General features: G+C 60.6%; 26 protein-coding genes. 15 read left to right on the top strand and 11 right to left on the bottom strand.

The features are described from left to right. Positions 1-8: 8 nt before the first annotated feature. On the bottom strand, positions 9-335 hold the full coding sequence (locus ACZRMS_RS03255) for a thioredoxin family protein (protein WP_463994106.1): 327 nt from the start codon (positions 333-335) through the stop codon (positions 9-11). 57 nt (positions 336-392) lie between these two features. Between ACZRMS_RS03255 and ACZRMS_RS03250 the strand changes: the two genes are divergently transcribed. Next, complete coding sequence (locus ACZRMS_RS03250) at positions 393-839, top strand: PilZ domain-containing protein (protein ID WP_463994105.1); 447 nt, start codon at positions 393-395, stop codon at positions 837-839. A gap of 131 nt (positions 840-970) precedes the next feature. Next, a complete protein-coding gene (locus ACZRMS_RS03245) occupies positions 971-2,047 on the top strand; it encodes a 3-deoxy-7-phosphoheptulonate synthase (protein ID WP_463994104.1) in 1,077 nt (358 codons plus the stop codon). Positions 2,048-2,109: 62 nt separating this feature from the next. Here the strand turns inward: ACZRMS_RS03245 and ACZRMS_RS03240 are convergent, their stop codons facing one another. Further along, a complete protein-coding gene (locus ACZRMS_RS03240) occupies positions 2,110-2,391 on the bottom strand; it encodes a GNAT family N-acetyltransferase (protein ID WP_019827604.1) in 282 nt (93 codons plus the stop codon). A 484-nt stretch (positions 2,392-2,875) separates the two neighbouring features. Between ACZRMS_RS03240 and oprI the strand changes: the two genes are divergently transcribed. Beyond that, on the top strand, positions 2,876-3,127 hold the full coding sequence (gene oprI / locus ACZRMS_RS03235; RefSeq protein WP_003172710.1) for an outer membrane lipoprotei OprI: 252 nt from the start codon (positions 2,876-2,878) through the stop codon (positions 3,125-3,127). A 125-nt stretch (positions 3,128-3,252) separates the two neighbouring features. Here the strand turns inward: oprI and ACZRMS_RS03230 are convergent, their stop codons facing one another. The 3 genes from ACZRMS_RS03230 to ACZRMS_RS03220 form a co-directional block, all read right to left on the bottom strand. Continuing rightward, on the bottom strand, positions 3,253-4,281 hold the full coding sequence (locus ACZRMS_RS03230) for a L,D-transpeptidase family protein (protein ID WP_463994103.1): 1,029 nt from the start codon (positions 4,279-4,281) through the stop codon (positions 3,253-3,255). A 114-nt stretch (positions 4,282-4,395) separates the two neighbouring features. Continuing rightward, positions 4,396-4,689, bottom strand: a complete 294-nt coding sequence (locus ACZRMS_RS03225; RefSeq protein ID WP_003446817.1) for a hypothetical protein — start codon at positions 4,687-4,689, stop codon at positions 4,396-4,398. A gap of 58 nt (positions 4,690-4,747) precedes the next feature. After that, a complete protein-coding gene (locus ACZRMS_RS03220) occupies positions 4,748-5,353 on the bottom strand; it encodes an arylesterase (RefSeq protein ID WP_463994102.1) in 606 nt (201 codons plus the stop codon). Positions 5,354-5,363: 10 nt separating this feature from the next. Here ACZRMS_RS03220 and ACZRMS_RS03215 point away from each other — a divergent pair, with 10 nt between their 5' ends. From ACZRMS_RS03215 to greB, 3 genes are read left to right on the top strand one after another with little or no spacing between them, the layout of a single operon-like run. Next, positions 5,364-6,047, top strand: coding sequence for an ABC transporter ATP-binding protein (locus ACZRMS_RS03215; protein WP_463994101.1), 684 nt, complete (start codon positions 5,364-5,366; stop codon positions 6,045-6,047). Then, the gene (locus ACZRMS_RS03210; RefSeq protein ID WP_463994100.1) at positions 6,047-8,551 is read left to right on the top strand and encodes an ABC transporter permease; all 2,505 of its coding nucleotides are present in this window, start codon (positions 6,047-6,049) and stop codon (positions 8,549-8,551) included. The genes ACZRMS_RS03215 and ACZRMS_RS03210 overlap by 1 nt, the downstream gene beginning before the upstream one ends. A 34-nt stretch (positions 8,552-8,585) precedes the next feature. Further along, on the top strand, positions 8,586-9,083 hold the full coding sequence (greB, locus tag ACZRMS_RS03205; protein WP_463994099.1) for a transcription elongation factor GreB: 498 nt from the start codon (positions 8,586-8,588) through the stop codon (positions 9,081-9,083). 9 nt (positions 9,084-9,092) lie between these two features. Here greB and ACZRMS_RS03200 read toward each other — a convergent pair whose 3' ends face one another. Continuing rightward, a complete protein-coding gene (locus tag ACZRMS_RS03200; RefSeq protein ID WP_463994098.1) occupies positions 9,093-9,866 on the bottom strand; it encodes a PAS domain-containing protein in 774 nt (257 codons plus the stop codon). A gap of 203 nt (positions 9,867-10,069) precedes the next feature. On the opposite strand from ACZRMS_RS03200, the gene ACZRMS_RS03195 reads away from it, so the two are divergent. From ACZRMS_RS03195 to ACZRMS_RS03175, 5 genes are all read left to right on the top strand, one after another. Next, on the top strand, positions 10,070-11,713 hold the full coding sequence (locus ACZRMS_RS03195; protein WP_463994097.1) for an APC family permease: 1,644 nt from the start codon (positions 10,070-10,072) through the stop codon (positions 11,711-11,713). A gap of 54 nt (positions 11,714-11,767) precedes the next feature. After that, complete coding sequence (locus ACZRMS_RS03190) at positions 11,768-12,694, top strand: 4-hydroxyproline epimerase (protein WP_463994096.1); 927 nt, start codon at positions 11,768-11,770, stop codon at positions 12,692-12,694. Between the two features lie 52 nt (positions 12,695-12,746). Next, a complete protein-coding gene (locus ACZRMS_RS03185) occupies positions 12,747-13,694 on the top strand; it encodes a dihydrodipicolinate synthase family protein (protein WP_463994095.1) in 948 nt (315 codons plus the stop codon). A gap of 145 nt (positions 13,695-13,839) precedes the next feature. Then, positions 13,840-15,429, top strand: coding sequence for an aldehyde dehydrogenase (NADP(+)) (locus ACZRMS_RS03180; RefSeq protein ID WP_463994094.1), 1,590 nt, complete (start codon positions 13,840-13,842; stop codon positions 15,427-15,429). Next, the gene (locus ACZRMS_RS03175) at positions 15,422-16,708 is read left to right on the top strand and encodes an NAD(P)/FAD-dependent oxidoreductase (RefSeq protein ID WP_463994093.1); all 1,287 of its coding nucleotides are present in this window, start codon (positions 15,422-15,424) and stop codon (positions 16,706-16,708) included. Before ACZRMS_RS03180 ends, ACZRMS_RS03175 begins: the two co-directional genes overlap by 8 nt. 842 nt (positions 16,709-17,550) lie before the next feature. On the opposite strand, the gene ACZRMS_RS03170 is transcribed toward ACZRMS_RS03175, so the two are convergent. Beyond that, complete coding sequence (locus ACZRMS_RS03170) at positions 17,551-17,820, bottom strand: short-chain dehydrogenase (RefSeq protein WP_463994092.1); 270 nt, start codon at positions 17,818-17,820, stop codon at positions 17,551-17,553. 396 nt (positions 17,821-18,216) lie between these two features. Here ACZRMS_RS03170 and ACZRMS_RS03165 point away from each other — a divergent pair, with 396 nt between their 5' ends. Then, the gene (locus ACZRMS_RS03165; RefSeq protein WP_463994091.1) at positions 18,217-18,519 is read left to right on the top strand and encodes a type II toxin-antitoxin system HigB family toxin; all 303 of its coding nucleotides are present in this window, start codon (positions 18,217-18,219) and stop codon (positions 18,517-18,519) included. Next, entirely contained in the window at positions 18,519-18,878 is a 360-nt protein-coding gene (locus ACZRMS_RS03160; protein ID WP_463994090.1) for a helix-turn-helix domain-containing protein, read from the top strand. Before ACZRMS_RS03165 ends, ACZRMS_RS03160 begins: the two co-directional genes overlap by 1 nt. A gap of 58 nt (positions 18,879-18,936) precedes the next feature. Here ACZRMS_RS03160 and ACZRMS_RS03155 read toward each other — a convergent pair whose 3' ends face one another. The 4 genes from ACZRMS_RS03155 to ACZRMS_RS03140 all read right to left on the bottom strand — a co-directional run bounded on the left by ACZRMS_RS03155 (position 18,937) and on the right by ACZRMS_RS03140 (position 23,333). Beyond that, positions 18,937-19,245, bottom strand: coding sequence for a class I SAM-dependent methyltransferase (locus ACZRMS_RS03155; RefSeq protein ID WP_463994089.1), 309 nt, complete (start codon positions 19,243-19,245; stop codon positions 18,937-18,939). A 255-nt stretch (positions 19,246-19,500) separates the two neighbouring features. After that, complete coding sequence (locus tag ACZRMS_RS03150; RefSeq protein ID WP_463994088.1) at positions 19,501-21,177, bottom strand: acid phosphatase; 1,677 nt, start codon at positions 21,175-21,177, stop codon at positions 19,501-19,503. Positions 21,178-21,376: 199 nt separating this feature from the next. After that, entirely contained in the window at positions 21,377-21,811 is a 435-nt protein-coding gene (locus tag ACZRMS_RS03145) for a DoxX family protein (protein ID WP_463994087.1), read from the bottom strand. A gap of 103 nt (positions 21,812-21,914) precedes the next feature. Continuing rightward, the gene (locus ACZRMS_RS03140; RefSeq protein ID WP_463994086.1) at positions 21,915-23,333 is read right to left on the bottom strand and encodes an MltF family protein; all 1,419 of its coding nucleotides are present in this window, start codon (positions 23,331-23,333) and stop codon (positions 21,915-21,917) included. A gap of 236 nt (positions 23,334-23,569) precedes the next feature. On the opposite strand from ACZRMS_RS03140, the gene ACZRMS_RS03135 reads away from it, so the two are divergent. After that, positions 23,570-24,385, top strand: coding sequence for a TatD family hydrolase (locus ACZRMS_RS03135; RefSeq protein WP_463994085.1), 816 nt, complete (start codon positions 23,570-23,572; stop codon positions 24,383-24,385). 165 nt (positions 24,386-24,550) lie between these two features. After that, complete coding sequence (locus tag ACZRMS_RS03130) at positions 24,551-26,032, top strand: methyl-accepting chemotaxis protein (RefSeq protein WP_463994084.1); 1,482 nt, start codon at positions 24,551-24,553, stop codon at positions 26,030-26,032. The last annotated feature ends 76 nt before the right edge of the window (positions 26,033-26,108 follow it).

The raw sequence follows: 26,108 nt of genomic DNA, 5'->3' as shown, positions 1-26,108 counted from the left end.
ACATTGGTTCAAGGTAGCTCGTCAGGCTCAAGCATCAAGGCGAGACGAATATGGTGCGCCAGCTCGCCCTCACTCAGACGCGACTTCAACTCGCCATAAAACGCACCGTCGCGGACCACAAACAGGGTGGGCAGATGGAAAATCTCGTACCGTTCGACAAGGCCGCCGTTGTCACCCGCATCGATCCAGCACAGCCGTTCAATGGGCAACTGCATGTCAGGCAGCCTGCTGCGGGCCGTGCGGCACGCCGAACACCCGGCACCGGTAAAGATCACCAGCGAGGTTCCGGGCAACGCCAGCAGACGCTGATCGGCATCAAAGTCTGTCAGTTCCATTTCAATCACTATACTCAGAAGACAATATTAAATTAATGGCACTTGGAGTCAGCGTTCATGGGTCGCTTTTTACCTCACCCTGACGATATTCCCGTTGAGATAACGCTACGTAAACAACCTGCCCTTTCTCGCCAGAAGCTGCACTCTATCAGCCTCGGAGGCGTGTCATGCAACAGCGATAGAGGCTGGCGACGCGGCACCGCGGTCGACATGTCCATGCCCACCCTGGGTGAGAACGCCCGCTACCCGGGCTATATAGCCTGGTGCGAAAAACACCTTGAGGGTTACCGGATCGGGGTGGCCCTTACCGACGAACAAACCTTGTTTGGCGCACGCATGGGTGAGCAGGTGTGCCAGATAGAGCATTACTCGCGCCTTCAGCTGCAACAGGGCCCCTACCCGCAAACGATGGAAGACCTGGCTCTGGAGTGGGTTACCCATCATGCCGCAGAGTTCTCCCAGGCCACACTGGATCACGCACTGGCGCAGCCAGCACTGGATTAAAGCTGTGCCTGCCCATTGTCGACCAACCGGATAACGCGTTAAGGTTCGGCTCCCCGATGCGCTCAATCAAGCTGTGCTCCGCCGCACGGGGATCGCTGGCGGCCGGCACCCGTGACCTGACGAGTAACACGATGGCTGATTTACCGATCGACGACCTAAACGTTGCCTCCAACGAAACCCTGATCACACCTGAACAGCTCAAGCGCGAGATTCCTCTCAGCGCTGCAGCGCTGCAGACCGTGACCAAAGGGCGCGAGGTGATTCGCAACATCCTGGATGGCACCGACCATCGACTGTTCGTTGTCATCGGGCCTTGCTCGATTCACGACCTCAAGGCTGCCCATGAGTACGCAGAGCGCCTCAAGGTGCTCGCGGCTGAAGTCAGCGACACGCTGTATCTGGTCATGCGGGTCTATTTCGAAAAGCCACGCACCACTGTGGGCTGGAAAGGTCTGATCAACGACCCGTACCTGGACGACTCGTTCAAGATCCAGGACGGTCTGCACATTGGCCGCAAACTGCTGCTGGACCTGGCCGAAATGGGCCTGCCGACCGCAACGGAAGCCCTTGATCCGATTTCCCCGCAGTACCTGCAGGACCTTATCAGCTGGTCGGCCATCGGCGCGCGCACCACCGAATCCCAGACGCACCGTGAAATGGCGTCCGGCCTGTCTTCGGCCGTGGGCTTCAAGAACGGCACCGACGGCGGCCTGACGGTAGCCATCAATGCCCTGCAGTCAGTTTCGAGCCCGCATCGCTTTCTGGGTATCAACCAGGAAGGCGGCGTGTCGATCGTCACGACCAAGGGCAACGCCTACGGCCACGTGGTACTGCGCGGCGGCAACGGCAAGCCGAACTATGATTCCGTCAGCGTTGCACTCTGCGAGCAGGCACTGACCAAGGCCAAGATCAGCCCGAACATCATGGTCGACTGCAGCCACGCCAACTCCAACAAAGACCCGGCCCTGCAGCCACTGGTCATGGAGAACGTGGCCAACCAGATCGTTGAAGGCAACCAGTCGATTATCGGCCTGATGGTTGAAAGCCATTTGAACTGGGGCTGCCAGGCAATCCCTAAAAACCTCGAAGACTTGCAGTACGGCGTGTCGATTACCGATGCCTGCATCGATTGGACGGCCACCGAAAACACCTTGCGCAGCATGCATGCCAAGCTCAAGGACGTACTGCCAAAGCGTGCACGCGGCTAATTAGCCTGTAGCCACACACAAAAACGCCGGGGCATGCCCGGCGTTTTTGTGTGTGGCTGCTTTCAGGTGTTGGCCTGAGGGCGCTTGTGACGCTCCATATAACGTTCGACATAAGAACATGACGGGATCACCTCGTACCCCATCTTGTCGGCGTAATCGAGCGCCTGCTCCGTCAAGGCGGCCGCTATACCCCGACCACGCAGGGCATTGGGCACGAACGTGCGATAGATATCCAGAGTCTGCTTGCCCAAATCCATGTAGGTCAGGTAAGCACGATGACCGTCGACAGTGGTCTCAAACTGGTGACCTGCCTGGTCATGGTGGATAGACAACGCCTCGCTCATCATTGCTCCTTCGCGGGTCTTGTATCGTGACCCCTACCTTACTGATGTTTTTCCGCCGAGGGAACTACTACGCCATCACGCACACAGTGCGCCGACAGGCTGATAAAGAGTAGCCACTCTCAATGCAAATGTTCAATTCACTCGGTCAGCTGTTGTGAGCAGAATAAGCCTGCCCAAACGTTTCGTCAGCCCGACGGCCTGAAAGTAGCCCTGAACATTTTCCGGAAGGTTGAGCCTATGACGTACAACCGTACTTAAAGTCACGTTATGGTAAAACGGATATGCCTGTTTTCAACGATCCAAACTGACTGTTTTTCAAGCACAATCTGTTAAAGCTAGCCCATCAACAATGATTGCCAATTATTTTTTTTGGTTCTTGCGTTAGGTCATTTTACTTACTACAAGTAATGGGTACTATGTACGCCGGCTGTTTCCTCACTTTGAAGGAACAGCTTTAATTAGAAAGTCCTTGAAGGGGAACACGATGAACAACGTTCTGAAATTCTCTGCTCTGGCATTGGCCGCAGTTCTGGCTACCGGTTGCAGCAGCGTATCTAAAGAAACTGAAGCCCGCCTGACTGCAACTGAAGATGCAGCAGCTCGCTCCCAGGCTCGTGCTGACGAAGCCTACCGTAAAGCTGACGAAGCTCTGGCTGCTGCTCAAAAAGCACAACAGACTGCTGATGAAGCAAACGAGCGCGCTCTGCGCATGCTTGAGAAAGCAAGCCGCAAGTAATAGTCCTTCGGGATTGTTACCAAGCCGACCTATTTATAGGTCGGCTTTTTTATTGCCTGCCAGTCACCGAACGGGCAATAAAAAGCCGCCGGGGTATTAACCGCGGCGGCTTTTTAAGTATGGGCTTACTGCACGTAATCCAGTGACGGGCCAGCAGACATTGGCGCATTGGAAATGCCGATCTCTGCAGGTATACCGGTCTCGGCACCCACTACAGGGAACGCCTTGTCCTTGTCTATCGAGATCCTGTTTTCCAGGTCTTTGTGCTTTAGCAGAAAGTTCATAAACCCGGCGTACTTGTTCTGCAAGTCTTCAGGGGTCAAGTGGGACTTGTCGCTGACGGCCACCAGGGAACCATCTTTGACATTGAGGGGCTCATGCACCTCGAGCAATACCTTGCCGCCACTGACGCCAATCTTGTAGGGCTCGTTAATGATTCGCACCGGCGTACCGACAGGCACCATCTGCGACATTTGCAGCACGTTCTTGTTGAGCATGCGGAAGCAGCCATGGCTGGTCCCTGTACCGATGCCGAATTTTGCGTTCGAGCCATGAATCAGGTAACCCGGCATGCCGAGGGTGAACTTGAACGGGCCCAAAGGGTTATCCGGCCCGGCAGGCACTACGTTCGGCAGCGGATCACCGTTTTTGGCGTGCTCGGCCTTGATCGAGGCCGGCGGTGTCCAGGTCGGGTTAGGGGTTTTGGCGGTGACCTTGGTCTGCCCCAAAGGCGAGCCCCAGCCTTCGCGGCCAATGCCCAGCGGGAAGGTATAGACCTTGTTCTGGTCTTTGGGGAAGTAGTACAACCGGTACTCGGCCAGGTTGATCACGATCCCTTCACGCTTGCCCGGCGGCAGGATGAACTGGGTCGGCAACACGATATCGGTGTCCACTATCGTGCCATCCGGGTTTTTCTTGACCGGTAACCAGGCATCGATCCCCGGGTTGGCGGCAATCATTTCCGAATAGCCCAGCTCGTACGTGTTGCCCAAATCAGCAAAGGAATCTTCGTACTTGCCCTTGATGACCTGCACCTGACCAACGACATCTTCACCGGGTGGCGGCAGCGGGAACTCGAGCGCAACAGCGGGACCCGCAACACAAAGTGCGGCAACTGACAGGTAACGGGTGACTGCAGGTAGGCGCGACAACATCCGGAACATCCTTCGCATAATCAACGGGGACAAAAAAGGGAGTGTACACCGCGCCCACGGGATCGTGAGCCGGCTAGGCGTCAAACACGTAACATCATAGTTCAAAGGGTAACGCTACAACTCAAAGCGCAACTCTGGCCAGATAGGCTCGGTGCCACGGCGCTGCGACTCGATAATCGCCCGGCACAGCGGGCATAGCCGATGGTCCTGGAAGACCTTGCGCGTGACATCCGACCAGCGCGGCTGTGCCGGCAGCAATGAGCCACATAACGTACGGTCAATGGTGCCTCCCAGCTCCAGTTGACGCGTCACCAGATGCACCCGTACCTCCTGGCAGGCGAACAAATCGAGCTGCTCATCGGGCTCGATCAGTTGATAGGCATATAAAGACCAGGCAGGACGCGACATCGGGGGCTCCAAATCGGGGGGGCGCCACCTTAGCCGAAACACTGCCGCTAGAGAAGCATCAAAGCAGGGGTTTTAGCGCCGGCCACACATTATCCAGCAAAAGCCCCTGCGCCCCGACCGCCGGGTGGATGCCATCGGCTTGCATCAACTCGGGCTTGCCCCCCGCTCCCTCAAGGAAAAACGGCACCAGCGCGACCTTTTTCTCCTGGCCCAGCTCGGCATAAACCGCAGCAAAAGCCCGGGTGTATCGAGCACCATAATTGGGTGGCAACTGCATCCCCAGCAGCAGTACCTTGGCACCCGCCTGTTGCGAGGCGTCAATCATGCCCGCAAGATTTTGTTTCAATTGAGCTGGCAACTGGCCACGCAGGCCATCATTGCCTCCCAGCTCCACAATCACCACATCAGGTTTATGCTCTGCAAGCAGCGCAGGCAACCGCGCAAGCCCCCCGGCACTGGTGTCTCCGCTGATCGACGCGTTGACCACCTTGTCGTCGTATCCTTGCTCCCTGAGCCTTTGTTCGAGCAACGACACCCATCCCAGACGGGTATCCAGGCCGAAAGCCGCGCTGATACTATCGCCAACGATCAAGATTGTTCCCGCCGTTGCCGTCTGCGCCATGCACATCAGGGCCAGAGCAGCACTTAAAAACCACACACGCATTGGATTCTCCATGGGCGAAAGTATTCTCACCGCGCAGAACCTTAGCAAAGTGGTTCCCAGCGCGGAAGGCGAGTTGACCATCCTCCACCCCCTGAGCCTTGAACTGGACAAGGGCGACAGCCTGGCGATCGTGGGCGCATCCGGCTCCGGCAAGTCAACGCTGCTGGGCTTGCTCGCAGGCCTGGACCTGCCCAGCCAGGGTGAAGTGATTCTGGCAGGCCGGGCCCTGAGCACCCTGGACGAAGACCAGCGCGCACGGGTGCGGGCCGAACACGTGGGTTTTGTGTTTCAGTCGTTCCAGCTGCTCGACAGCCTCAACGCCCTGGAAAACGTCATGTTGCCGCTGGAGCTGGAGGGCCGCAAAGATGCCCGCGAGCATGCCCGTCATCTGCTGGAGCGCGTCGGCTTGGGCCAGCGCCTGAGCCATTCACCGCGTCAACTGTCCGGCGGTGAGCAACAGCGGGTGGCCATTGCCCGGGCGTTTGCCGCCAATCCGGACGTGCTGTTTGCCGATGAACCCACCGGCAACCTGGACAGCCACACCGGTGAACGCATCACCGACCTGCTCTTCGAGTTGAACAAGGAACGCGGCACCACCCTGGTGCTGGTGACCCATGACGAACGCCTGGCCCATCGTTGCCGGCGCCTGATCCGTCTTGAAGCTGGCCATCTGGTCGGCCCTCTGGAGCCCTGATGGCACGCCTGCCGCTGTTGCGCCTGCTAAGTCTAGCCGTACGCCAATTGCTGCGCGATGCCCGCGCCGGTGAGTTGCGCGTACTGTTCTTTGCCCTGCTGGTCGCCGTCGCGGCCAGCACGGCCATCGGTTACTTCGGTGCCCGCCTCAATGGCGCGATGCTGTTGCGCGCCACCGAGTTCCTGGGCGCCGATCTGGTGCTCGATGGCAGCTCCCCGGCCCGCGAAGAGCAAATCAGGACGGGCACTGATCTGGGCCTCAAACATGCCCGCGTGGTCGAATTTGCCAGCGTGATTGCGACCGACAACGGCATCCAGCTTTCCAGCATCAAGGCGGCAGACGACGCTTACCCGTTGCGCGGCGAACTGAAGAGTGCGCCCCAGCCCTATGCCGAAGAACAGGCCGGCGGTGGCCCTAAGCCCGGAGAAGCCTGGGCCGAAGCCCGATTGCTGACCGCGCTGGACCTCAAGATCGGCGATGAAATCGATGTCGGCTCCAAAACCGTGCGCATCACACGCGTTCTGACGTATGAACCGGACCGCGCCGGCAACTTGTACAGCCTCACTCCCCGGGTACTGATCAATCTGGACGACCTGGCCGCTACAGGCATCGTGCAGCCGGGTAGCCGCGTCGCGTACCGCGAGCTGTGGCGCGGGGAAGCGCCGGCACTTGAGTCCTATCGACAGGAGATCAAACCCGGCCTGGACGCCAACCAGCGCCTGCTGGACGGCCGAGATGGCAACCGGCAAATCGGCGGCGCGCTGGGCAAGGCCGAGCGCTACTTGAATATGGCCAGCCTGGTGGCGGTGCTGCTGGCGGGCGTGGCCGTGGCCCTGTCTGCCACACGCTTTGCCAATCGACGCTTCGATGCCAGTGCCCTGCTCCGCTGCCTGGGCCTGTCACGGCGCGAAGCCCTGTTACTGTTCACCCTGCAACTGGCCGTACTCGGTCTGCTGGCCAGCCTTGCCGGCGCCCTGCTCGGCTGGCTGGCGCAGCTTGGTCTGTTCGCCCTGCTGCACGACCTGCTGCCGGCCAATGTACCCGCGGGAGGCTTGATCCCGGCGATCGCCGGAATGGGCACCGGGCTGGTGGCCCTGGCCGGTTTTGCCTTGCCGCCGCTGGCAGCGCTGGGCCGCGTACCGCCGCTGCGGGTTTTACGCCGCGACATGCTGCCGATTCCGGCCAGCACCTGGACCGTCTACGGTGCAGCCCTGCTGGCACTTGGGCTGATCATGTGGCGCATGAGCCTGGACCTGGTACTGACCTTCGCCCTGCTCGGCGGTGGCGTGATTGCCGCCGTGGTGCTTGGCGGCATCCTGCTGCTGGGCCTGCAAAGCCTGCGCCGTCTGCTGGCACGGGCCTCTCTGCCCTGGCGCCTGGGCTTGGGCCAGCTGTTGCGTCACCCGCTGGCCGCTGCAGGCCAGGCCCTGGCGTTCGGCCTGATCCTGTTGTCGATGGCCCTGATCGCCCTGCTGCGCGGCGAGCTGCTCGACACCTGGCAAAACCAGCTGCCGAAAAACGCGCCCAACTACTTTGCCCTCAACATCCTGCCAGCCGACAAGGACGCCTTCGGTGCCCGCCTGATGACCCTTCAGGCCCAGGCTGCGCCGCTGTACCCGGTGATCCCGGGGCGACTGATCAGCATCAATGGCGAGCCGGTGCAAGACATCGTCAGCAAGGACTCCAGCGGCGACAAGGCCATCCAGCGCGACCTGAGCCTGACCTGGGCCGCCAACCTGCCCGAGGGCAACGAACTGACCGCAGGCACCTGGTGGACCCAGCAGCCTGCCGGGGATGTGCCTGGCGTTTCGGTCGAAGCCAAAGTCGCCGAAAGCCTCAAACTGAAACTGGGCGATCACCTGACCTTCACCATTGCCGGGGTCAGTCGCGAAGCCCGGGTCACCAGTTTGCGCAGCATCAACTGGGACAACTTCCAGCCCAACTTTTTCATGATTTTCCAACCGGGCACCTTGCAGGACTTGCCCGCCACCTACCTCACCAGCTTTTACCTGGCCCCGGGGCACGACAAGGAAATCATCGAGCTGTCGCGCAGCTTTCCGGCGGTGACCATCTTGCCCATCGAAGCGTTGCTTGAGCAGCTGCGCAGCATCCTTGCGCAAGTGACCATTGCCGTGGAGTACGTGCTGCTGTTTGTGTTGGCGGCGGGCATGGCGGTGCTGTTTTCCGGCCTGCAATCGACCCTGGACGAACGTATTCGCCAGGGCGCCCTGCTGCGGGCACTGGGGGCCGAGCGTCAACTGCTGGTCAAGGCCCGGCGCATCGAGTTCGGCCTGCTCGGCGCCACCAGCGGCCTGCTCGCCGCCCTGGGCGCCGAACTGGTCAGTCTGGTGCTGTACCGCTTCGCCTTTGACCTGCCGTGGAGTCCGCATCCGTGGCTGCTGCTATTGCCCGTGCTGGGCGCCCTGATGGTCGGCGGTGCAGGTGTGTTCGGCACGCGCCGGGCACTCAATGCCAGCCCGCTAACCGTGTTGCGCGAGGGCTGATAGACTCGCGCCCTTCACTGACAATGGATTGCCCATGAGCCGCTATCGCCCTCCCCGCCCTGCCGGCACCGCGCTGATCACCCCTGAAGGTGAGGCGCGCATGCGTGCCGAATTGCACGAGTTGTGGCACGTTCGCAGACCCCAGGTGACGCAGTCGGTCAGCGAAGCCGCAGCCCAGGGTGACCGCTCGGAGAACGCCGAATACACCTATGGCAAAAAAATGCTCCGCGAGATCGACAGCCGTGTGCGTTTTCTGACCAAACGTCTTGAAAGCCTCAAGGTCGTCAGCGAAAAACCCAGCGATCCGAACAAGGTCTATTTCGGCGCCTGGGTCACCATCGAGGATGAGGAAGGCAAGCAGTCGCGCTACCGCATCGTCGGGCCCGATGAGCTGGACCTCAAGCTGGGCCTGATCAGTATCGACTCGCCCCTGGCCCGGGCGCTGATCGGCAAGTCACTGGATGCCGAAGTCCAGGTGCAAACACCCACCGGGGAGCAGTGGGTGTATATCGTCGCGATCGACTACCCGTAACCCTGACGCTCAGGGCGCCGTGGCCTGCCGGTACTGACGCGGCGTAAAGCCGGTCAATGCCTTGAACTGGCGGGTGAACGCACTGTGGTCGGTATAGCCGCACTGCAGTGCAACTTCGGTGATGGGGATGTCCGTCAGCAGCAGGCGGTGGGCGTGCTCCAGACGAACCTTCTGGATCATCTGCCGAGGCGTCAGGTGGAACACCCGTTTGCAATACCTCTCCAGCTGCGCCACAGAAATCCCGGCAATACGCGTCAGCTCGCCCAGGGTGACGCGCCGATTGAAATGCGTACGAATATGCTCATCCACCGCCGCCAGCCGCTGGTAGGCCGGGTGCGTGTCACTGGCCGACTGCAGGTCCACCGAGATCCCGGCCAGGCCGATGATTTCGCCGTCACGGTTGTACAGGGGCCGCTTGTGCGTCAGGCACCAACCCGGCTCACGACTGCCGTACAGATGCAGCTCCAGCTGGTCCTCCAGCACAAAGCCCTGCTCCAGCACCCGGCGATCCTGCTCGGTATAGCCAGGTCCCAGTTGCTCCGGGAATACCTCGGCGCTGGTTTTGCCCAGCAAGGGTTGCAGTTGCTTGAGCCCGCAACGCTGCACCAGCGTGCGATTGGCCAATACATAGCGCGCCTGGTTGTCCTTGATAAAAATCGCCGCATTGGGAATCACGTCCAGCATCGGCAGCAACAGCGCCACGCCTGACAGCAACTCTTCAAGGGTCTGCGGCCGGCTCAGGCCGCTCCCCTGGCCCAGGATTGCAAAAGCATTCTGCGTCATGAATCTCACCCCCCCACTACTCGAACAAGCTGAAGCCGCCTGTACATATTGTGCTGATTTCGTCATCGGCTTCAATGGAAAACATCAATCGCAAACCTGCCCGGACGTTCAATCTAGCGCCATTGCACACCCGCCAGCGGTTTTGGCGCAATGGCAAATGACATCACACCTGCCTAACCAAAAACTCACAATAAGGCGACTCTATGTCAGGTAAAGGCAAATTCAAGAAACAGCTCTCACTGATGGACCTGACCTTTATCGGTCTGGGTGCCATCTTCGGCTCCGGCTGGTTGTTTGCAGCCAGCCACGTTTCTGCAATTGCGGGGCCCGCGGGGATATTTTCCTGGCTGCTGGGCGGTTTTTCTGTGCTGCTGTTGGGCATTGTTTACTGTGAACTGGGCGCTGCGTTACCCCGCGCCGGTGGCGTAATTCGTTACCCCGTGTATTCCCATGGGCCGCTGCTCGGGTACTTGATGGGCTTTATCACCCTGATCGCATTTTCCAGTCTGGTGGCGATTGAAGTGGTCGCCGCTCGCCAATACGCCGCGGCCTGGTTCCCCGAGCTGACCAAGGCAGGCTCCAGTGATCCTTCGATCCTGGGCTGGCTCCTGCAATTCGGCCTGCTGTGCCTGTTCTTCATGCTCAACTATCGCAGCGTGAAGACCTTCGCCATGGCCAACAACCTGGTCAGCGTGTTCAAGTTCATCGTGCCGCTGCTGGTCATCGGCGTGCTGTTCACCTTCTTCAAGCCGGAAAACCTCTACTCCCAGGGCTTCGCTCCCTTCGGTCTTTCGGGCGTGCAGATGGCTGTTTCCGCGGGCGGCATCATCTTCGCCTACCTGGGCCTGACCCCGATCATTTCGGTGGCCAGTGAAGTCAAGAACCCGCAACGCACCATCCCGATTGCCCTGATCCTGTCGGTCCTGCTGTCTACCGTGATTTATGTGCTGTTGCAGGTCGCCTTCCTCGGCGGCGTGCCGACCGAGATGCTGGCCAACGGCTGGGCCGGTGTGACCAAGGAACTGGCCCTGCCCTATCGCGACATCGCCCTGGCACTGGGCGTGGGCTGGCTGGCTTATCTGGTGGTGGCCGATGCGGTGATCTCCCCAAGCGGCTGCGGCAACATCTACATGAACGCCACACCGCGCGTGATCTATGGCTGGGCGCAAACCGGCACATTCTTCAAAGTGTTTACCCGCATCGATGAAAAGTCCGGTATTCCGCGCCCCGCGCTGTGGCTGACCTTTGGCCTGTCGGTGTTCTGGACCCTGCCGTTCCCCTCCTGGGAAGCCCTGATCAACGTGGTTTCCGCCGCGCTGGTATTGAGCTACGCCGTGGCTCCGGTGTCCGTGGCCGCGCTGCGCCGCAACGCACCCGACATGCCGCGCCCGTTCCGGGTCAAGTGGATGGCCGTGCTGGGCCCGCTGTCGTTCATCGTCGCTGCGCTGATCGTCTACTGGTCAGGCTGGAAGACCGTGTCCTGGTTGCTTGGGCTGCAAATCGTGATGTTTGTGGTGTACCTGCTGTGCGCCCGCTTTGTACCGACCAACCACCTGAGCCTGGCCCAGCAAGTGCGCTCTTCCTTGTGGCTGATCGGCTTCTATGCCGTGACCATCGTGCTGTCCAAGCTCGGCACCTTCGGTGGCCTGGGCGTGCTCGCTCACCCTTTTGACACCCTGGTTGTCGCAGCCTGCGCCACGGGTATCTATTACTGGGGGGCAGCCACCGGCGTACCGGCACACATGGTCCGTCTGGAAGACGACGAGGAAAGCGAAGAAGCCACGGAGCCTGCCAGCCAGACGCCACCCCGCCACGCCACGGGAGCGTTTATCCAGACTTCGTCCTGAGACACCGTTAGCCACCGTCTTCCCAGCCGTTGTTCTCTTCCAAGGGATAAGTTTATGAAGCAAGTACATATCATTGATTCACACACCGGCGGCGAACCTACCCGCCTAGTGATCAAAGGCTTTCCGCAACTGGCCGGCCGCACCATGGTCGAGCAGCGCGATGAGCTGCGCGACCAGCATGACCAATGGCGCCGGGCCTGCCTGCTGGAGCCCCGTGGCAACGATGTGCTGGTGGGCGCGCTGTATTGCGAGCCGGTGTCGCCGGATGCCACCTGTGGCGTGATCTTCTTCAACAATGCCGGCTACCTGGGCATGTGCGGCCACGGCACCATTGGTCTGGTCGCTTCACTGCACCACCTTGGGCTGATCGAGACCGGCGAACACAAGATCGACACCCCGGTCGGCCCGGTCAGCGCCACCTTGCATCAAGACGGCACCGTGACCGTCGGCAACGTGCCCGCCTACCGCTTCCGCCAGCAGGTTGCCGTCGAGGTGCCAGGCCATGGCCGCGTTTACGGCGATATCGCCTGGGGCGGCAACTGGTTTTTCCTGGTCTCGGATCATGGCCAGGCGCTGCAACTGGACAACGTTGAAGCCCTGACCGAGTACACCTGGGCGATGCTCAAGGCCCTTGAGGCACAAGGCATCCATGGCGAAGGCGGCGCACTCATCGACCATATCGAATTGTTTGCCGACGACGACAAGGCCGACAGCCGCAATTTTGTCATGTGCCCGGGCAAGGCCTACGACCGCTCGCCATGCGGCACCGGCACCAGCGCCAAACTGGCGTGCCTGGCGGCCGACGGCAAACTGGCCCCCGGTGAGCCCTGGGTGCAGGCCAGCATCACGGGCAGCCAGTTCATCGGCAGCTATCAGTGGGAAGGCGAGCGCATTCGCCCTTTCATCACTGGCCAGGCCTTTATGACCGCCGACAGCACGCTGCTGATCGACGAACAGGATTCCTTTGCGTGGGGCATTTAAGCCCCCCGCCTTTGCACTCACATCTGACTAAACGACTCCAGGAGTTATAACAATGAGCGATAACATCTTCACCGGTTGCATGCCTGCCCTGATGACCCCTTGCACCGCCGAGCGCAAACCGGACTTCGACGCGCTGGTCGCCAAGGGCCGCGAGCTGATCGATATCGGCATGAGCGCCGTCGTGTACTGCGGCTCCATGGGTGACTGGCCCCTGCTGACCGAAGCCGAGCGTCAGGAAGGCGTGGCCCGCCTGGTGGCTGCCGGCATCCCGACCATCGTTGGCACCGGTGCTGTAAACAGCCGCGAAGCGGTATCCCACGCAGCACACGCCGCCAAAGTCGGCGCCCAGGGCCTGATGGTGATTCCTCGCCTGCTGTCCCGTGCGGCCTCGCCTGCTGCGCAAAAAGCTCACTTCGCCGCCATTCTTGAAGCAGCTCCGCAGCTGCCGGCCGTGATCTACAACAGCCCTTACTACGGCTTCGCCACCCGCGCCGACCTGTTCTTCGAACTGCGTCGCGAATACCCGAACCTGATCGGCTTCAAAGAGTTCGGTGGTGCTGCCGACATGCGTTACGCCGCAGAGCACATCACATCCAAGGACGATGACGTAACCCTGATGGTCGGTGTCGACACCCAGGTGGTCCACGGTTTCGTCAACTGCAATGCCACCGGTGCCATTACCGGTATCGGCAACGCCCTGCCACGCGAAGTGCTGCAACTGGTAGCCCTGAGCAAGCAAGCGGCCAAGGGCGACCCCAAGGCCCGCCTTCTGGCCCGTGAACTGGAAGCAGCCCTTGGCGTGCTGTCGTCGTTCGATGAAGGCACCGACCTGGTGCTCTACTACAAGCACCTGATGGTGCTCAATGGCGACACCGAATACACCCTGCACTTCAACGAGACCGATGCGCTCAGCGATGCCCAGCGTCATTACGCCGAGAACCAGTACGCCCTGTTCCGTCAGTGGTACAAAAACTGGTCCGCCGAACAGAACGTTGCCTGATCGCTCAACTCCGTTCAGTTAAACGAGCGGTGCTTCTGTGGGAGCGAGCCTGCTCGCGAAGGCCTTACCGGACAATCACGACGTCCTTGAAACCTTCGCGAGCGGGCTCGCCCACACACCCATTCCATTTTTCCAGGAACACGCCATGACTCTGACAGGCAACATGCTGATCGGTCAGCAAGCCATCACCGGTAGCCGCGAAGCGATCCGGGCGATCAACCCCGCCACCGGCACAGCGCTGGAACCGGCCTACCTCGGCGGCACCGGCGAACATGTCGAGCAGGCGTGCGCTTTGGCGTGGGAGGCTTTTGACAGCTTTCGCGAGATGCCACTGGCGGCTCGTGCCACTTTCCTTGAAACCATCGCCGATGAAATCGAAGCCATCGGCGATGAGCTGATCGACCGCGCCGTCAGCGAGTCCGGCCTGCCACGCCCGCGCATCCTGGGTGAACGCGGCCGCACCTGCCATCAACTGCGCACCTTTGCCCGCACCGTGCGTGCCGGTGAATGGCTGGATGTACGGATCGACACCGCACTGCCTGAGCGCCAGCCCCTGCCGCGTTCCGACCTGCGCCAACGCCAGGTACCGCTGGGGCCGGTGGCCGTATTCGGCGCCAGCAACTTCCCGCTGGCCTTCTCGGTGGCCGGTGGCGACACCGCATCGGCACTGGCGGCCGGTTGCCCGGTGATCGTCAAAGCCCACAGCGCCCACCCCGGCACCAGCGAACTGGTAGGCCACGCGATCGCCCGCGCGGTGAAAAAAACCGGCCTGCACGCCGGTGTCTTTTCACTGCTGTTCGGCTCAGGCCGCGAAGTGGGGATTGCCCTGGTCACCGACCCGCGCATCAAGGCCGTGGGTTTCACCGGTTCGCGCAGTGGCGGTATCGCCCTGTGCAAAGCCGCAGCAGCGCGCCCGGAACCCATCCCGGTGTATGCGGAAATGAGTTCGATCAACCCGGTATTACTCTTCCCCGCCGCCCTGCAGGCGCGCGGCGAATCACTGGCACAAGGCTTCGTTGCCTCCCTGACACAGGGCGCCGGCCAGTTCTGCACCAACCCGGGGCTGGTCATTGCCCGCCAGGGCCCGGCGCTGGATCAATTCATCAGCGCCGCTGCCGACCTCGTCCAGCGCAGCCAGGCGCAGACCATGCTTACCCCCGGGATTTACCAGGCGTACGAAGCGGGTGTCGGCTCATTGCTGGAACTGACCAGCGCCCAGGAAGTTGCCGCCGGTGTGCGGGGCAACACGCCGAATCAGTGCCAGCCCCATCTGTTCGTGGCCCAGGCCAGGGACTTCCTCGCCGACGCGGCGTTGCAAGCCGAGATCTTCGGTGCTGCGTCGCTGGTGGTGCAATGCGCGGATGACCACGAGATCCGTCAGGTGCTTGAGCATCTGGAAGGCCAGCTGACCATCACCCTGCAACTGGATGATGCAGACCTTGAGAGTGCCAGGGCCTTGCTCCCGGTGCTGGAACGCAAGGCCGGTCGCCTGCTGGTCAATGGCTGGCCGACGGGGGTTGAAGTGTGTGATGCCATGGTTCACGGCGGCCCGTTCCCGGCGACTTCGGACACGCGCACCACCTCGGTCGGCACCGCGGCGATCCTGCGTTTCCTGCGCCCGGTCTGCTACCAGGACTTCCCGGACAGCTTGTTGCCGACCGCGCTCAAGCACACCAACCCTCTGCAACTGCGCCGCCTGCTCGATGGTCAGAGAGAAGTACTGGAAAATGCCTGATCACGTCGCGTCAAACAGTCCGCACGAGGGTGCGGACATTGCGGTCGTGGGCGCCGGCATCATCGGCGTCGCCTGCGCCCTGCAACTGGCACGCCAGGGCCTGCGGGTAGTCGTCCTCGACCGGGAGGAGCCCGGCCAGGGCGCCTCGTTCGGCAATGCCGGGCATCTGGCGACCGAACAAGTGTTCCCCATAGCCGACGTGTCCATTCTCAAGCGCTTGCCCGCCATGCTGATGGACCCGATGGGCCCCTTGCGCCTGGACTGGAAATACATGCCACGGGCCCTGCCCTGGTTCACGCGCCTGTTACTGAACCTGCGCCCCGAACCTTACCAGCGCACCGTGGCCGGCATTCGTGCGCTCAACGAAAGCAGCCTGGCAGCCTGGTACCGGCTGCTGGAAGGCATTGACTGCCCTGGATTGATGAAAGAAGACGGCTCATTGCTGGTGTACGAGCGCCCCGAATCGCGCCAGGCACTCGAAGCGCTGCAGACCCGCATGCGTCAGCAACAAGTACCGGTTGATTTCTGGCAGGCCGGGGCCGTTCGCGAAACTGCGCCGCAACTGAGCGAGCAGATTCAGGGCGGATTATTTTTCCCGAGTACGGGGCACTTTATCGACCCCTATCGCGTTGTTTGCGAACTGGTAGAGGCGGCCAAAACCTGCGGAGTACAGTTCCTCAAGCGGCAGGTGACGGGCGGGCAACTGAACGATGCCGGAGTGTCCTTGATCACCGACCAGGGCCGGGTGACAGCTCGCCGGGTACTGATCGCCTGCGGCGCCCACTCGGCGAAACTGACCACTGCCCTGACCGGCAAAAAAGTCCCGCTGGATACCGAGCGCGGCTATCACCTGATGCTGCCCCACGAGCATGGCCGGCTGCCGTTTGCCGTCACCTCACTGGAGCGCAAATTCATCATGACCCCGATGGCCGATGGTTTGAGGCTGGCGGGTACGGTTGAATTTGCGGGCCTGGAGGCGCCGCCGAGCATGGAGCGCGCCTGGCAGCTGCATCGCCTGAGCAAAGGCCTGTTCAGCCGCGACCTGAGCGCTGAAGGTGCAACGCCCTGGATGGGCTTCAGGCCTTCGCTGCCCGACTCACTGCCGATCATTGACCGGGTGTGCCACGGCAAAGTACTGCTCGCCTTCGGCCACCAGCATCTGGGCCTGACTCAAGCGGCAGTAACCGCCGAACTCATCGCCCGGCTGGCAGAACCGATAACAACTGGCAGCGGCCATGAGCTGCCAGCGCTGCAACCTTATCGGCTGGACCGTTTCTAAGGCAGCACAAACCGGCTCCCGCGCCTACGGCGGGAGCTGGCTGCCTCAAGTCTTGTATTCGCTGCTAATCAGTTGCTAATCAGTTGCAAAAACAACAGAGCCACCGAGTACATATCCGGCATGCGTGTCTAACTGAAAAGTCGGTTTTGCCCTTACGGCGAGTCCCTTTTGTAAGGACCCAAAAGGAACCAAAAAGTCCTTGCCCTACCATACGGCCGAGGTCGCCCAGGCTCCCCCGGTGCCTTCACTCCGGCATTGTTATGGGGGCACGCCGCGCCACCCCCATAACAGCACCTGCGTTCAGCCACCTGTGATGGGCGTTCGCGTCGCTTGATTAATCCCGTGGCTACAGCAAAAGCAAAGGTTAAGGCTTGAAACTGCACACCCCCTTGTGGGAGCGGGCTTGCTCGCGATGCAAGCCGCGCGGTATTTGAGTTGAATCGCGCCGATGCCATCGCGAGCAAGCCCGCTCCCACAGAGGAGATGTGCGAGTCTCGCAGACCTCGCCGCCAAACAGGCCGGCCGGTCGGCCGCCTCGGCGGGCATTGCTTTTGATCTGCCCGCCCCTTCGGGAGGCCGAGTGGAGGTTCTGCGCAGTGGCTCTCCCGGCATGGATGCCGGGAGAGCCGTGTTGGGCCAAGGATGGCCCGTCACGGCGTGCCCACGGAGCGGGACCGGAGCGAGGGACACCTGAGCGAAGCGAGGGCCGTACGTCAGGGGCAAGCCTTTTTGGTTACTTTTTCGGCGTCTGGAAAAAGTGACCCGCCGTAAGGGCGGAACCCATCTTCCAGTTAAGCGCGAATGCCGGATATGTACTCAACGCATCAGTAAAACAGACGATATCAGGAGGGCCGCAAGCGCCAGCCCAACACATCGAGCAGGTCACAACCATCGCGCAGCAATTGCGTCGCGACAGTGGCCACGTGTTTGAGGTCAACAGAATCGGCCTCTTGCACTTCGCGGCTGGAGAACATTTCCATCAGTTGGGTTACAGCCAGAATGCGCGCAATGGCGTTGGCGTGGAGTACATCGAGGGGAGCGTTACGGTCGATCAGCAAGGCGGGGATAGTGCAGTCGATGGCGGTGAGCGGAATGAACGGTGAGAAAGTCATAGTTGATGCTCCTTGTTGCGGGTTGGAGCCATCAGTTATCGTCGCCAAACGAAACAGGTGGCCGCTGTACGCGGGTTGGCGAACCGGTAGAACAAGGAATACCGGCAGATCCGAAAATCTCCCACGCACAGCAGCCATAAAGCATCGCGATGAAAAATACACGCTCTGCCATATATCACAACAACTGCACGCAACCATTGTTCAAGTTCCAAGTCGCCAAACCCGGTCGCCCCAGGGCGAGCGCCGACTATAGGCGTCGAACCACCGCCCCAGCAATTGGCAAACCTGTGCGAAAAATCCCGAAAACACGTGGCAGATCAGTTGCTGCTAACAGATACACGGGCTTGCCGTGACTGTCACACCAGACTAAGATCTCCCAAAACGGGAGATCTTCAGTTGAGGATAATTTCAAGAGTTACCTTGCGTGAGTTCTGGGAAAGCTGTCCCACTTACGCCGACTCCGAGACACCGCTCGTTGAGTGGTACCGCCATATGGAAAAAGCGGTCTATCGCACGCCGCAAGAGGTGAAGGCGGAACTAAGAACAGCAAGCATCCTGAAAGGCAGCAGGGTTGTTTTCAACATCGCTGGCAACAAATACCGGGTGATTCTCGCAATAGATTATCCGCGCCAGCTCGGCTTTGTACGTTTCGTCGGCACCCATGCCCAATACGATCAGATCGACGCGGAGACTGTGTAATGAACATCAAACCCATTCGTACCGAAGAAGACCTGACCACAGCATTTGCTCGGGTGGAGCAACTGTGGGGCGCAGAAATCGGCTCTCCTGAAGGGGATGAACTGGAAATCCTGGCGCTCTTGATTGAAAAATACGAAGACGAGCATCATCCAATGCCGCCTTCAGATCCCATTGAGGCGATTAAATTTCGTATGGAGCAACAGGGCTTGACCCCTCGTGACCTGGAACCATTCCTGGGCTCAAGTGGCCGAGTTTCCGAAGTACTGAACCGTAAACGCAAGCTGAGCCTGACAATGATCAAACGCCTGCATGACGGCCTGAAAATCCCTTATGAAAGTTTGCTGGCCGGTGCTGCCTGACCTCCAGAATCACCTGACATAAAAAAGATCATCCGCCGCACGCCTACAGGCAAGGCATTCAGCGCAGTGTGATCAACCCCTGACGGCACACACGGGTCAGGTTGCGGATCACGCGCTCGGCATTCTCGGCGCTGGGGGACTGAATCACCGCCAGATCAAAACGGTCATTGGCAAATTGCGCCAACTCATCGCCGTCTTTCACAAACTGGATCAGAAACGCGGTGGCCCGACCCTTGCGGCGTGGCCAGCCGTCCAGGTAGCGCAGCAGCGTTGGCTGATGCTTGCCGCCCAGAAGGATTTTTGGATTGCTCAGGGTCAGATTGGCCGTGATCGGCGCAAGACGTACAAGGGGACGTGGGTGACTCATGTGTCGGTTCTCCGCCTCAAGATTCTGCGTGGCAGGTGAGAGGCAACACCGAACCAGCGCTTTAGCGGTATTTCGAGGCCTGTTTCAAGCCTCTTAGAAGGTCTGTGACCCTCTGGCGCCCCGCAAGTAGCTGTTTAAATCGGCGCAAGAAAACATCCTAGAGAAACCTGCTTACAACTGTCAACAATCATGTACATCGAAAACCCCCGTTCCAGACGCGGGCCCGCCAGACGGCCCGCGACCGGGTGAACAGTGTCAGAACTGCAGTGCGTTGGTCAGGTCCCCCATGGGGGTTTGCCCGCGGGCTTTCATTGCATCGTCACGCTGCTTGAGCCCGTCAAGCACCTCAAGCTGATGCACACGGGTGATCAGGCGCAGGATCGAGGCCGTGTCATACACCGTGTGATCCACCGTGCCCTTGCGGGCAAAGGGCGACACCACCAGCGCAGGGATTCGCGTGCCAGGGCCCCAGCGATCGCCCTTGGGCGGCGCTACGTGGTCCCACCAGCCACCGTTCTCGTCCACCGTAAGCACCACCACCATGTTCTGCCACTGCGGGCTGTTGCGCAGCACCTTGAGGGCGCGGTCCAGGTGACGGTCACCGGCGGCCACATCCGCATAGCCCGCGTGCATGTTCAGGTTGCCCTGTGGCTTGTAGAAACTCACTGCAGGCAGCTTGCCTGCCTCGGCGTCGGCGAGGAACCGATTGGTACTGGCCTCGTCGCCCAGGCCACCGTCACGCAGACGCTTGCTGCGCTCGGCCGGGTTTTGCGGGCCCTGTTGCGCAAAGTAGTTGAACGGCTGGTGGTGGTACTGGAAGTTCGGGATCTTGGGCATGCCCTGCGCACCCTTGAACTCATCCAGCGTGCTCTGCCAGGCACCGGCGTACCAGGCCCAGTCGATGTTCTTTTTGCTCAACTTGTCGCCGATATGCTCGTGGGTTTGCGGTACCAGTACGCTCGGCAGGTCGGGCTTGGCATAGTCCGGGCGCTCGGGATCGCGGATCCAGGTCGGCCAGTACGGCGGCGCCATGGTGTTCACCGCAAAGCCGTCTGGCGTGAGGGCGCTGGGACCAAACTGCGGGGCGCCGGTCATGGCACTGGCCGGGGATTTGTCCAGAGGCTTGAGGCGCGTACCGGTTGGGTCGTCACCTTGCAGCACGGCGATCTGCGCCTCGGCCACCGAGGTGGCCGCATTCGGATAGAACGGCACAGCGGCGCTGATCAGGTACTGGTGATTGAGGTACGAGCCGCCAAAGGCGCCCTGGAAAAAGTTGTCACACAGCACAAACTCCCGCGCCACATCCCACAAGCGCAGCGAGTACCGGGTCTGGGGGTAGTAACCCATGGTGAGGCCACCGGAGTCTGCCCAGGCAACGAACTGGTCGTTTTTGCCATCGTTGATCTGCATCTGGTTCTGATAGAACACGTGCCACAGGTCCCGGGTCACCAGATTCAGCGGCAGGTCTTCCTGGTTTGGCCCTTTCAGGGCGAACGGTGCATTGGGCAGGTTCTCCTGGAACTGCACACCTTGGGCATAGGTCACGCCATCGACCGTCTGCGGCCCCACCTGCAACATCCCGCCCCAGACCGGGGGCAAGGTCTGCAACAGGCTGCCATCACGGTCGCGCTGCTGGTAGTCGGCGGGCTGGAGCGCCGACAAGGGTTTCTCCACGCCGGGGAAGTTGGCGAACAGGTTGTTGAAGCTGCGGTTCTCGGCATAGATCACCACGACAGTCTTGACCTGCTCCCGGAGTTTTTTGTCCAGTTCGACCGGCGTCAGCGGGTGAGCTTGCGCGGGGCTGTCAGGCTCACTGGTGCCGCAGGCGCTCAAGGCGACTGCACCTACGCCCAGTGCGGCAGCCCCGGCGAGGAAATGACGGCGGCTGGTATCGGCCGGGCGTTGGGTATCCTGGTCTTTCTCGTCGCTCATTACAGATCCCTGATTGCATGTAACAAATTATTTCTGGCGGGTACGCCAGCAGGGGATTGTGACGAAGCAATGGCAGCAGGTCGAACCCTCTGAGGGTCGACGTTCACTCAGAGGGCTGCGCGGGATGGGTAATGGGGAGCAAAAAAAAGCCCCGGGCCGTTGCGGGCCGGGGCGGTGTAGCTTGCAACAAAACGGTGGGTTATTCGGCAATGCCACGGTCGAGAGACAGCTTGCCAGCGCCTTCGATCAGTACCGCGACGGTGCCGCCCAGCAGGGCCAGGGCAAATTCATAACCGTTGTTGGCCATGAACAGGCCGTTATGGATATGCACCGAGAAAATCGCCACCAGCAGGGTAAACGACAGACCCAGGGCCGCAGGACGGGCCAGCAGGCCAATGATCAGGGCCAGGCCACCAAAGAACTCGGTCCCGCCCGCCAGTGCCGCCATCAGGGTGCCAGGCCCCAGGCCGATGCTTTCCATCCACTGCGCCGTGCCCGCCAGACCACCACCGCCAAACCAGCCAAACAGCTTTTGCGAGCCATGGGCCGCAAAGATGACGCCGACAAAGATGCGCAGAACCGTCAAGCCATAGCCTGCGCGGGTGCCCAGTACGGTTGGGATCAATTTGCTCATGGTGAAATCCTTTAAGTCATCAGTTGGGGAATGTTCGCCATACTAATCAGTTTTAATAATGTTAAAAGCCGAATAAACCCAAGATACCAATCAGTTTATTCGATTATTTGCGTGAGGCAAAATCGGCTTTTACAGGCTCCAGCGAATCGCGTTCCCGATCGAAGGCCAAATAGTACTTGTTCACGCTATTAACATAGCTGACCGCACCCATTCCCACCTGCTCCATGGCAATACGTTCCACCTGAAAGAACCATTGATCGGGGTTCAGGCCGCGCCGCCGGGCCTCGGCACGCATGCCTTGCACCCGCTCGGGGCCCATGTTGTACGCCGCCAGCACAAAGGCCATGCGCTCCCGCTCGTTGAGTTTGGGGCTGGAAAAGAACTTGCGGCGGATCAACGCCAGGTACCTGGCCCCGGCCTGCACATTGTTATCCACGTTTTGAATATTATTGACCCCTACCCGCTGCGCCGCCGAGGGGGTGATTTGCAGCAGCCCGGTGGCCCCGCCCATCCCCTTGGCGTTGGGGTCGAGGGTCGACTCCTTGAACGCCAGCGCCGCCAGGTTCAGCCAGTCCATGCCCTGTTGCCGGGCATGTTTTTGCAGCACCGGGCGCAGTTTTTCGAGCTTCTGGCGGTCGGCACGGGCCAAGGGGTAATGCACCCGGTACAAGCGCCGATACACGCGTTCAAAAGCAACGTCCTGATCCGCCGGCACCTTGTAGCCGGCCAGAAAGCGGTCGATGCTGGCATGCAGCATCGAAGCATCGCGACGCACATACCAGCGTATCGCTTCAGGCTCGTTGACCAGCACCTTGCGGTCAAATCGCAGCTTGGGCATCAGCGTTGCCCAGCGCTCGGCAATCGGTTGCTCAACGATGGTGAGGTGAAAAATACCGGCCTGAACCATCTCCAGCACGTCTTCCACCGCCAGGGTCGGGTCCACCCATTCGATCTTGACCGGGGGTAGTTTGCGCAAGGCCAGTTTCTGATTGATCAGATTCACCGAGGCACCGGCCGCACTGCCGGTGGTCAGCGCCACGGTACGGCCGGAGAGTTGTTCAAAACGGGTGAAACGGCGCTCGCCTTTCATCCCCACCAGCATCAATGGCACATCGTCGATGATCGGATCACTGGGGCTGATGGCACGGCCGGGTTTGAAGTCGATCAATTCCCCCGGGGCGACAATATCGCCCTCACCGCGGGACAAGGCCCCGAGCAGCTGATCCTTGGATTTGGGGATGATCTTGAGGGTGATTTCCTGACCGTCACGGGCATGGCCGTTGAGGTAACGTTCGAATGCGCGCAAGCGATGATATTCAACGCCAATGTCCTGGCCTTGCACTTCACCCGAGCTGTTGCGGCTTTGGTTGACCAGCACCCGCAGCACCTGACTGCTGCGAATTTGCGCCAGATCGCGGACCTGACTCGGCTGCCCGGCCTGCAAGGGTCCGGCCAGGCGTGCCAGTGCCGGTATCGGCAGCAGCATCAGGCACAGCGCAATCAATAGCGTCGGTCTTGTCATCCGTTCTCCGGAAAGAATACAGCCCAGCACCCTGTCGGATTAACCGACAACCGGTTGCCCCTTTGAGGGCTTTTAAGCGCTGGAAACAGCGCGCAAAACAGTCAATGCGCCTTGTGGAAAGCCTGGCATTGCATTGTCGCGGCATTCAAAGACAACCATAACTGTCTGTAGTTCTTGGTTTTTCTTATAAATCCACAGCTCTGATATGCTCCGTGTCTGTGGCCTGAGGTAGCACCATGCAACTCATCGATATCGGCGTCAACCTGACCAACCCAAGCTTCGACGGCAAACACCAGGCGGTTTTAGACCGTGCTTACGCCGCCGGAGTGGCGCAATTAATCCTTACGGGCACCAGCGTTGAAGGCAGTGAGCTGGCCTTGCATTTGTGCCGTGAGCTGGACGAAAGCGCTCAACGTCTGTTCACCACGGCGGGTATTCACCCGCATTCGGCCAGCGACTGGAATGGTGAAAGTGCCCAGCGTTTGCTGGCCTTGCTCAAAGAGCCCAACGTGCGGGCGGTGGGTGAATGCGGGCTGGATTTCAACCGCGACTTCTCGCCCCGCCCGCAGCAGGAGAAAGTGCTGGAAGAACATCTGGCACTGGCCGTGGAACTGCAACTACCGGTTTTTCTGCATGAGCGCGACGCCAGTCAGCGTCTGCTGGAGATACTGCGTGACTTCCGTGACCGCTTGCCGGCCGCTGTTGTGCACTGTTTTACCGGCGAGAAAAAGGCGCTGTTCAGCTATCTGGATCAGGACCTGCATATCGGCATTACCGGCTGGATCTGCGACGAGCGCCGTGGCACCCATTTGCACCCGCTGGTAAGCGACATCCCCCGTGGTCGCCTGATGCTCGAAAGCGACGCCCCGTATTTGCTGCCCCGCACCCTGCGGCCCAAGCCGAAAAGCGGCCGTAACGAGCCGGCTTACCTGACCGAAGTGCTGCGCGAAGTGGCCGTGCACCGTGGCGAAAGCGAACAGGACCTGGCCGCCCACACCACCGCCTGTGCACGGGCGTTTTTTGGGTTGCCGGTACTGGCTCAGGTCCCATAGCAACCAAGGAACACGTAGCAGCTGGCGCAGGAACGAGGCAGCTGCTGCGAAGATCTCCTCTTTTTTTTTGCACACTTGACCCACATCAACAGGATCGCCCCTGAATAGCGGCACAATGATGGCACCTTGCCAATATTGTTTGCGCCAACTCAGAGAAGACCTCCCATGGGCACCTGGCTTAGCAACATCTCTCTCAAATACAAATTCTGGGCTGTCAATGCGGTGGCGTTTGTCACCACGTTGTTGCTGGTGCTGTACGCCGTACAGCTTGAGCAACAATCGCGCAGCGCAGATGCACAGGCCAGTGCCCGGTCTCAGGCGCAATTGCTCGGTGCCTGGCCTGCCGGGCAAGCCTTGCCCCAGGCCGCGCATCTGCTGCGGCTTGAGCCCGGGCAAACGCCCAAGGTTCACGACCAACCGGTGCCACAACTTAACCACGCTCAGGGTTGGGTTTCGATCAACCCCATGCCGCTGTTCGGGCACGATCTGTTGGCCGGTGCCGATGTATTGACCCGTGACGACGGGCAAAAGATCGCGGTATTGGCGTACACGCCCAGCCTGGCGCAAGTGTTTGTCGAACGGCTGCCCAACTATGCCGTCGCGGTGCTGGTCCTGATGCTGGCCATGCTCTGTGCCTCGCAGTTGCTGATCCGCTTTCTGCTCAGCCAGCTCAACACCCTCAAGGACGTGATGCTCCATGTCGAAAAAACCGGCGACCTGTCCGCCCGGGTACCCTTGGCCTGTACCGATGAGGTCGGGCAGATGGCCAGCGCCTTTAATGCCATGCAGGCCGGCTACCAGCGGGTGGTGAACACCGTGGCCCAGACTGCCGCGCAACTGGATGCCGGGGCCGCTCGCCTGGCCAGCAGCATGGATGAGGTGCGTCACGGCATGCTTGGCCAGCAAAGCGAAACCGACCAGGCCGCCACCGCTATCAATGAAATGTCGGCCACGGTCTACCACATTGCCCAACATGCAGGCGCTACCCGCGACCTGTCGCAAACCGCAGACGACCTGGCCGGCAGCGGCCAGCAAGTGGTCAGCCGCGTGCAGCAGTCCATCGCCAGCCTGTCGACCGGGGTGCAAACCACCGCAGAGATGATTCAGCAGCTGGCCCAGGACAGCCAGAAGATCAACGGTGTGGTCGGCGTGATTCACAGCATCGCCGAGCAAACCAACCTGCTGGCGTTGAACGCGGCCATCGAGGCCGCCCGTGCAGGTGAGATGGGCCGTGGCTTTGCCGTGGTCGCCGATGAAGTACGGCACCTGGCCAAGCGCGTGCAAACCTCCACCGACGAAATCACCGCCATGGTTTCCGCCTTGCAGGCAGGCACACGCGACGCCGTGGACTTTATGCAGGAAAGCACTTTCAAGGCCGACGATTGTGTCCAGCAGGCCCAGGAAGCCGGAGCAGCGCTGGCCGAAATCACCCACGCCGTGGCACAGATGCGTGAAAGCAACACACAAATCGCCGTGGCCGCCGAGCAGCAAAGTCAGGTGGCGGAAGAGATGAACCGCGCAGTGGTCAGCATTCGTGATGTCACCGAAAACACGGTGCAGCAAACCGTCGACTCGGCCACCACCAGCAATCAACTGGCAACCCTGGCCGGCGAGTTGAACCGGGCGATTGGTCAGTTAAAGCTATAGGCATCTGCCTATAAGGCCCATAGCCATTGTTGATTCGCCCCTCACCGGCCCCGGGCCTATTCTTTGTTCATCCGGT

The organism is Pseudomonas sp. B424 (assembly GCF_055408345.1).
Note: the sequence above shows the minus strand (reverse complement) of the source record. Positions and strands in the feature narration are given on the sequence as shown.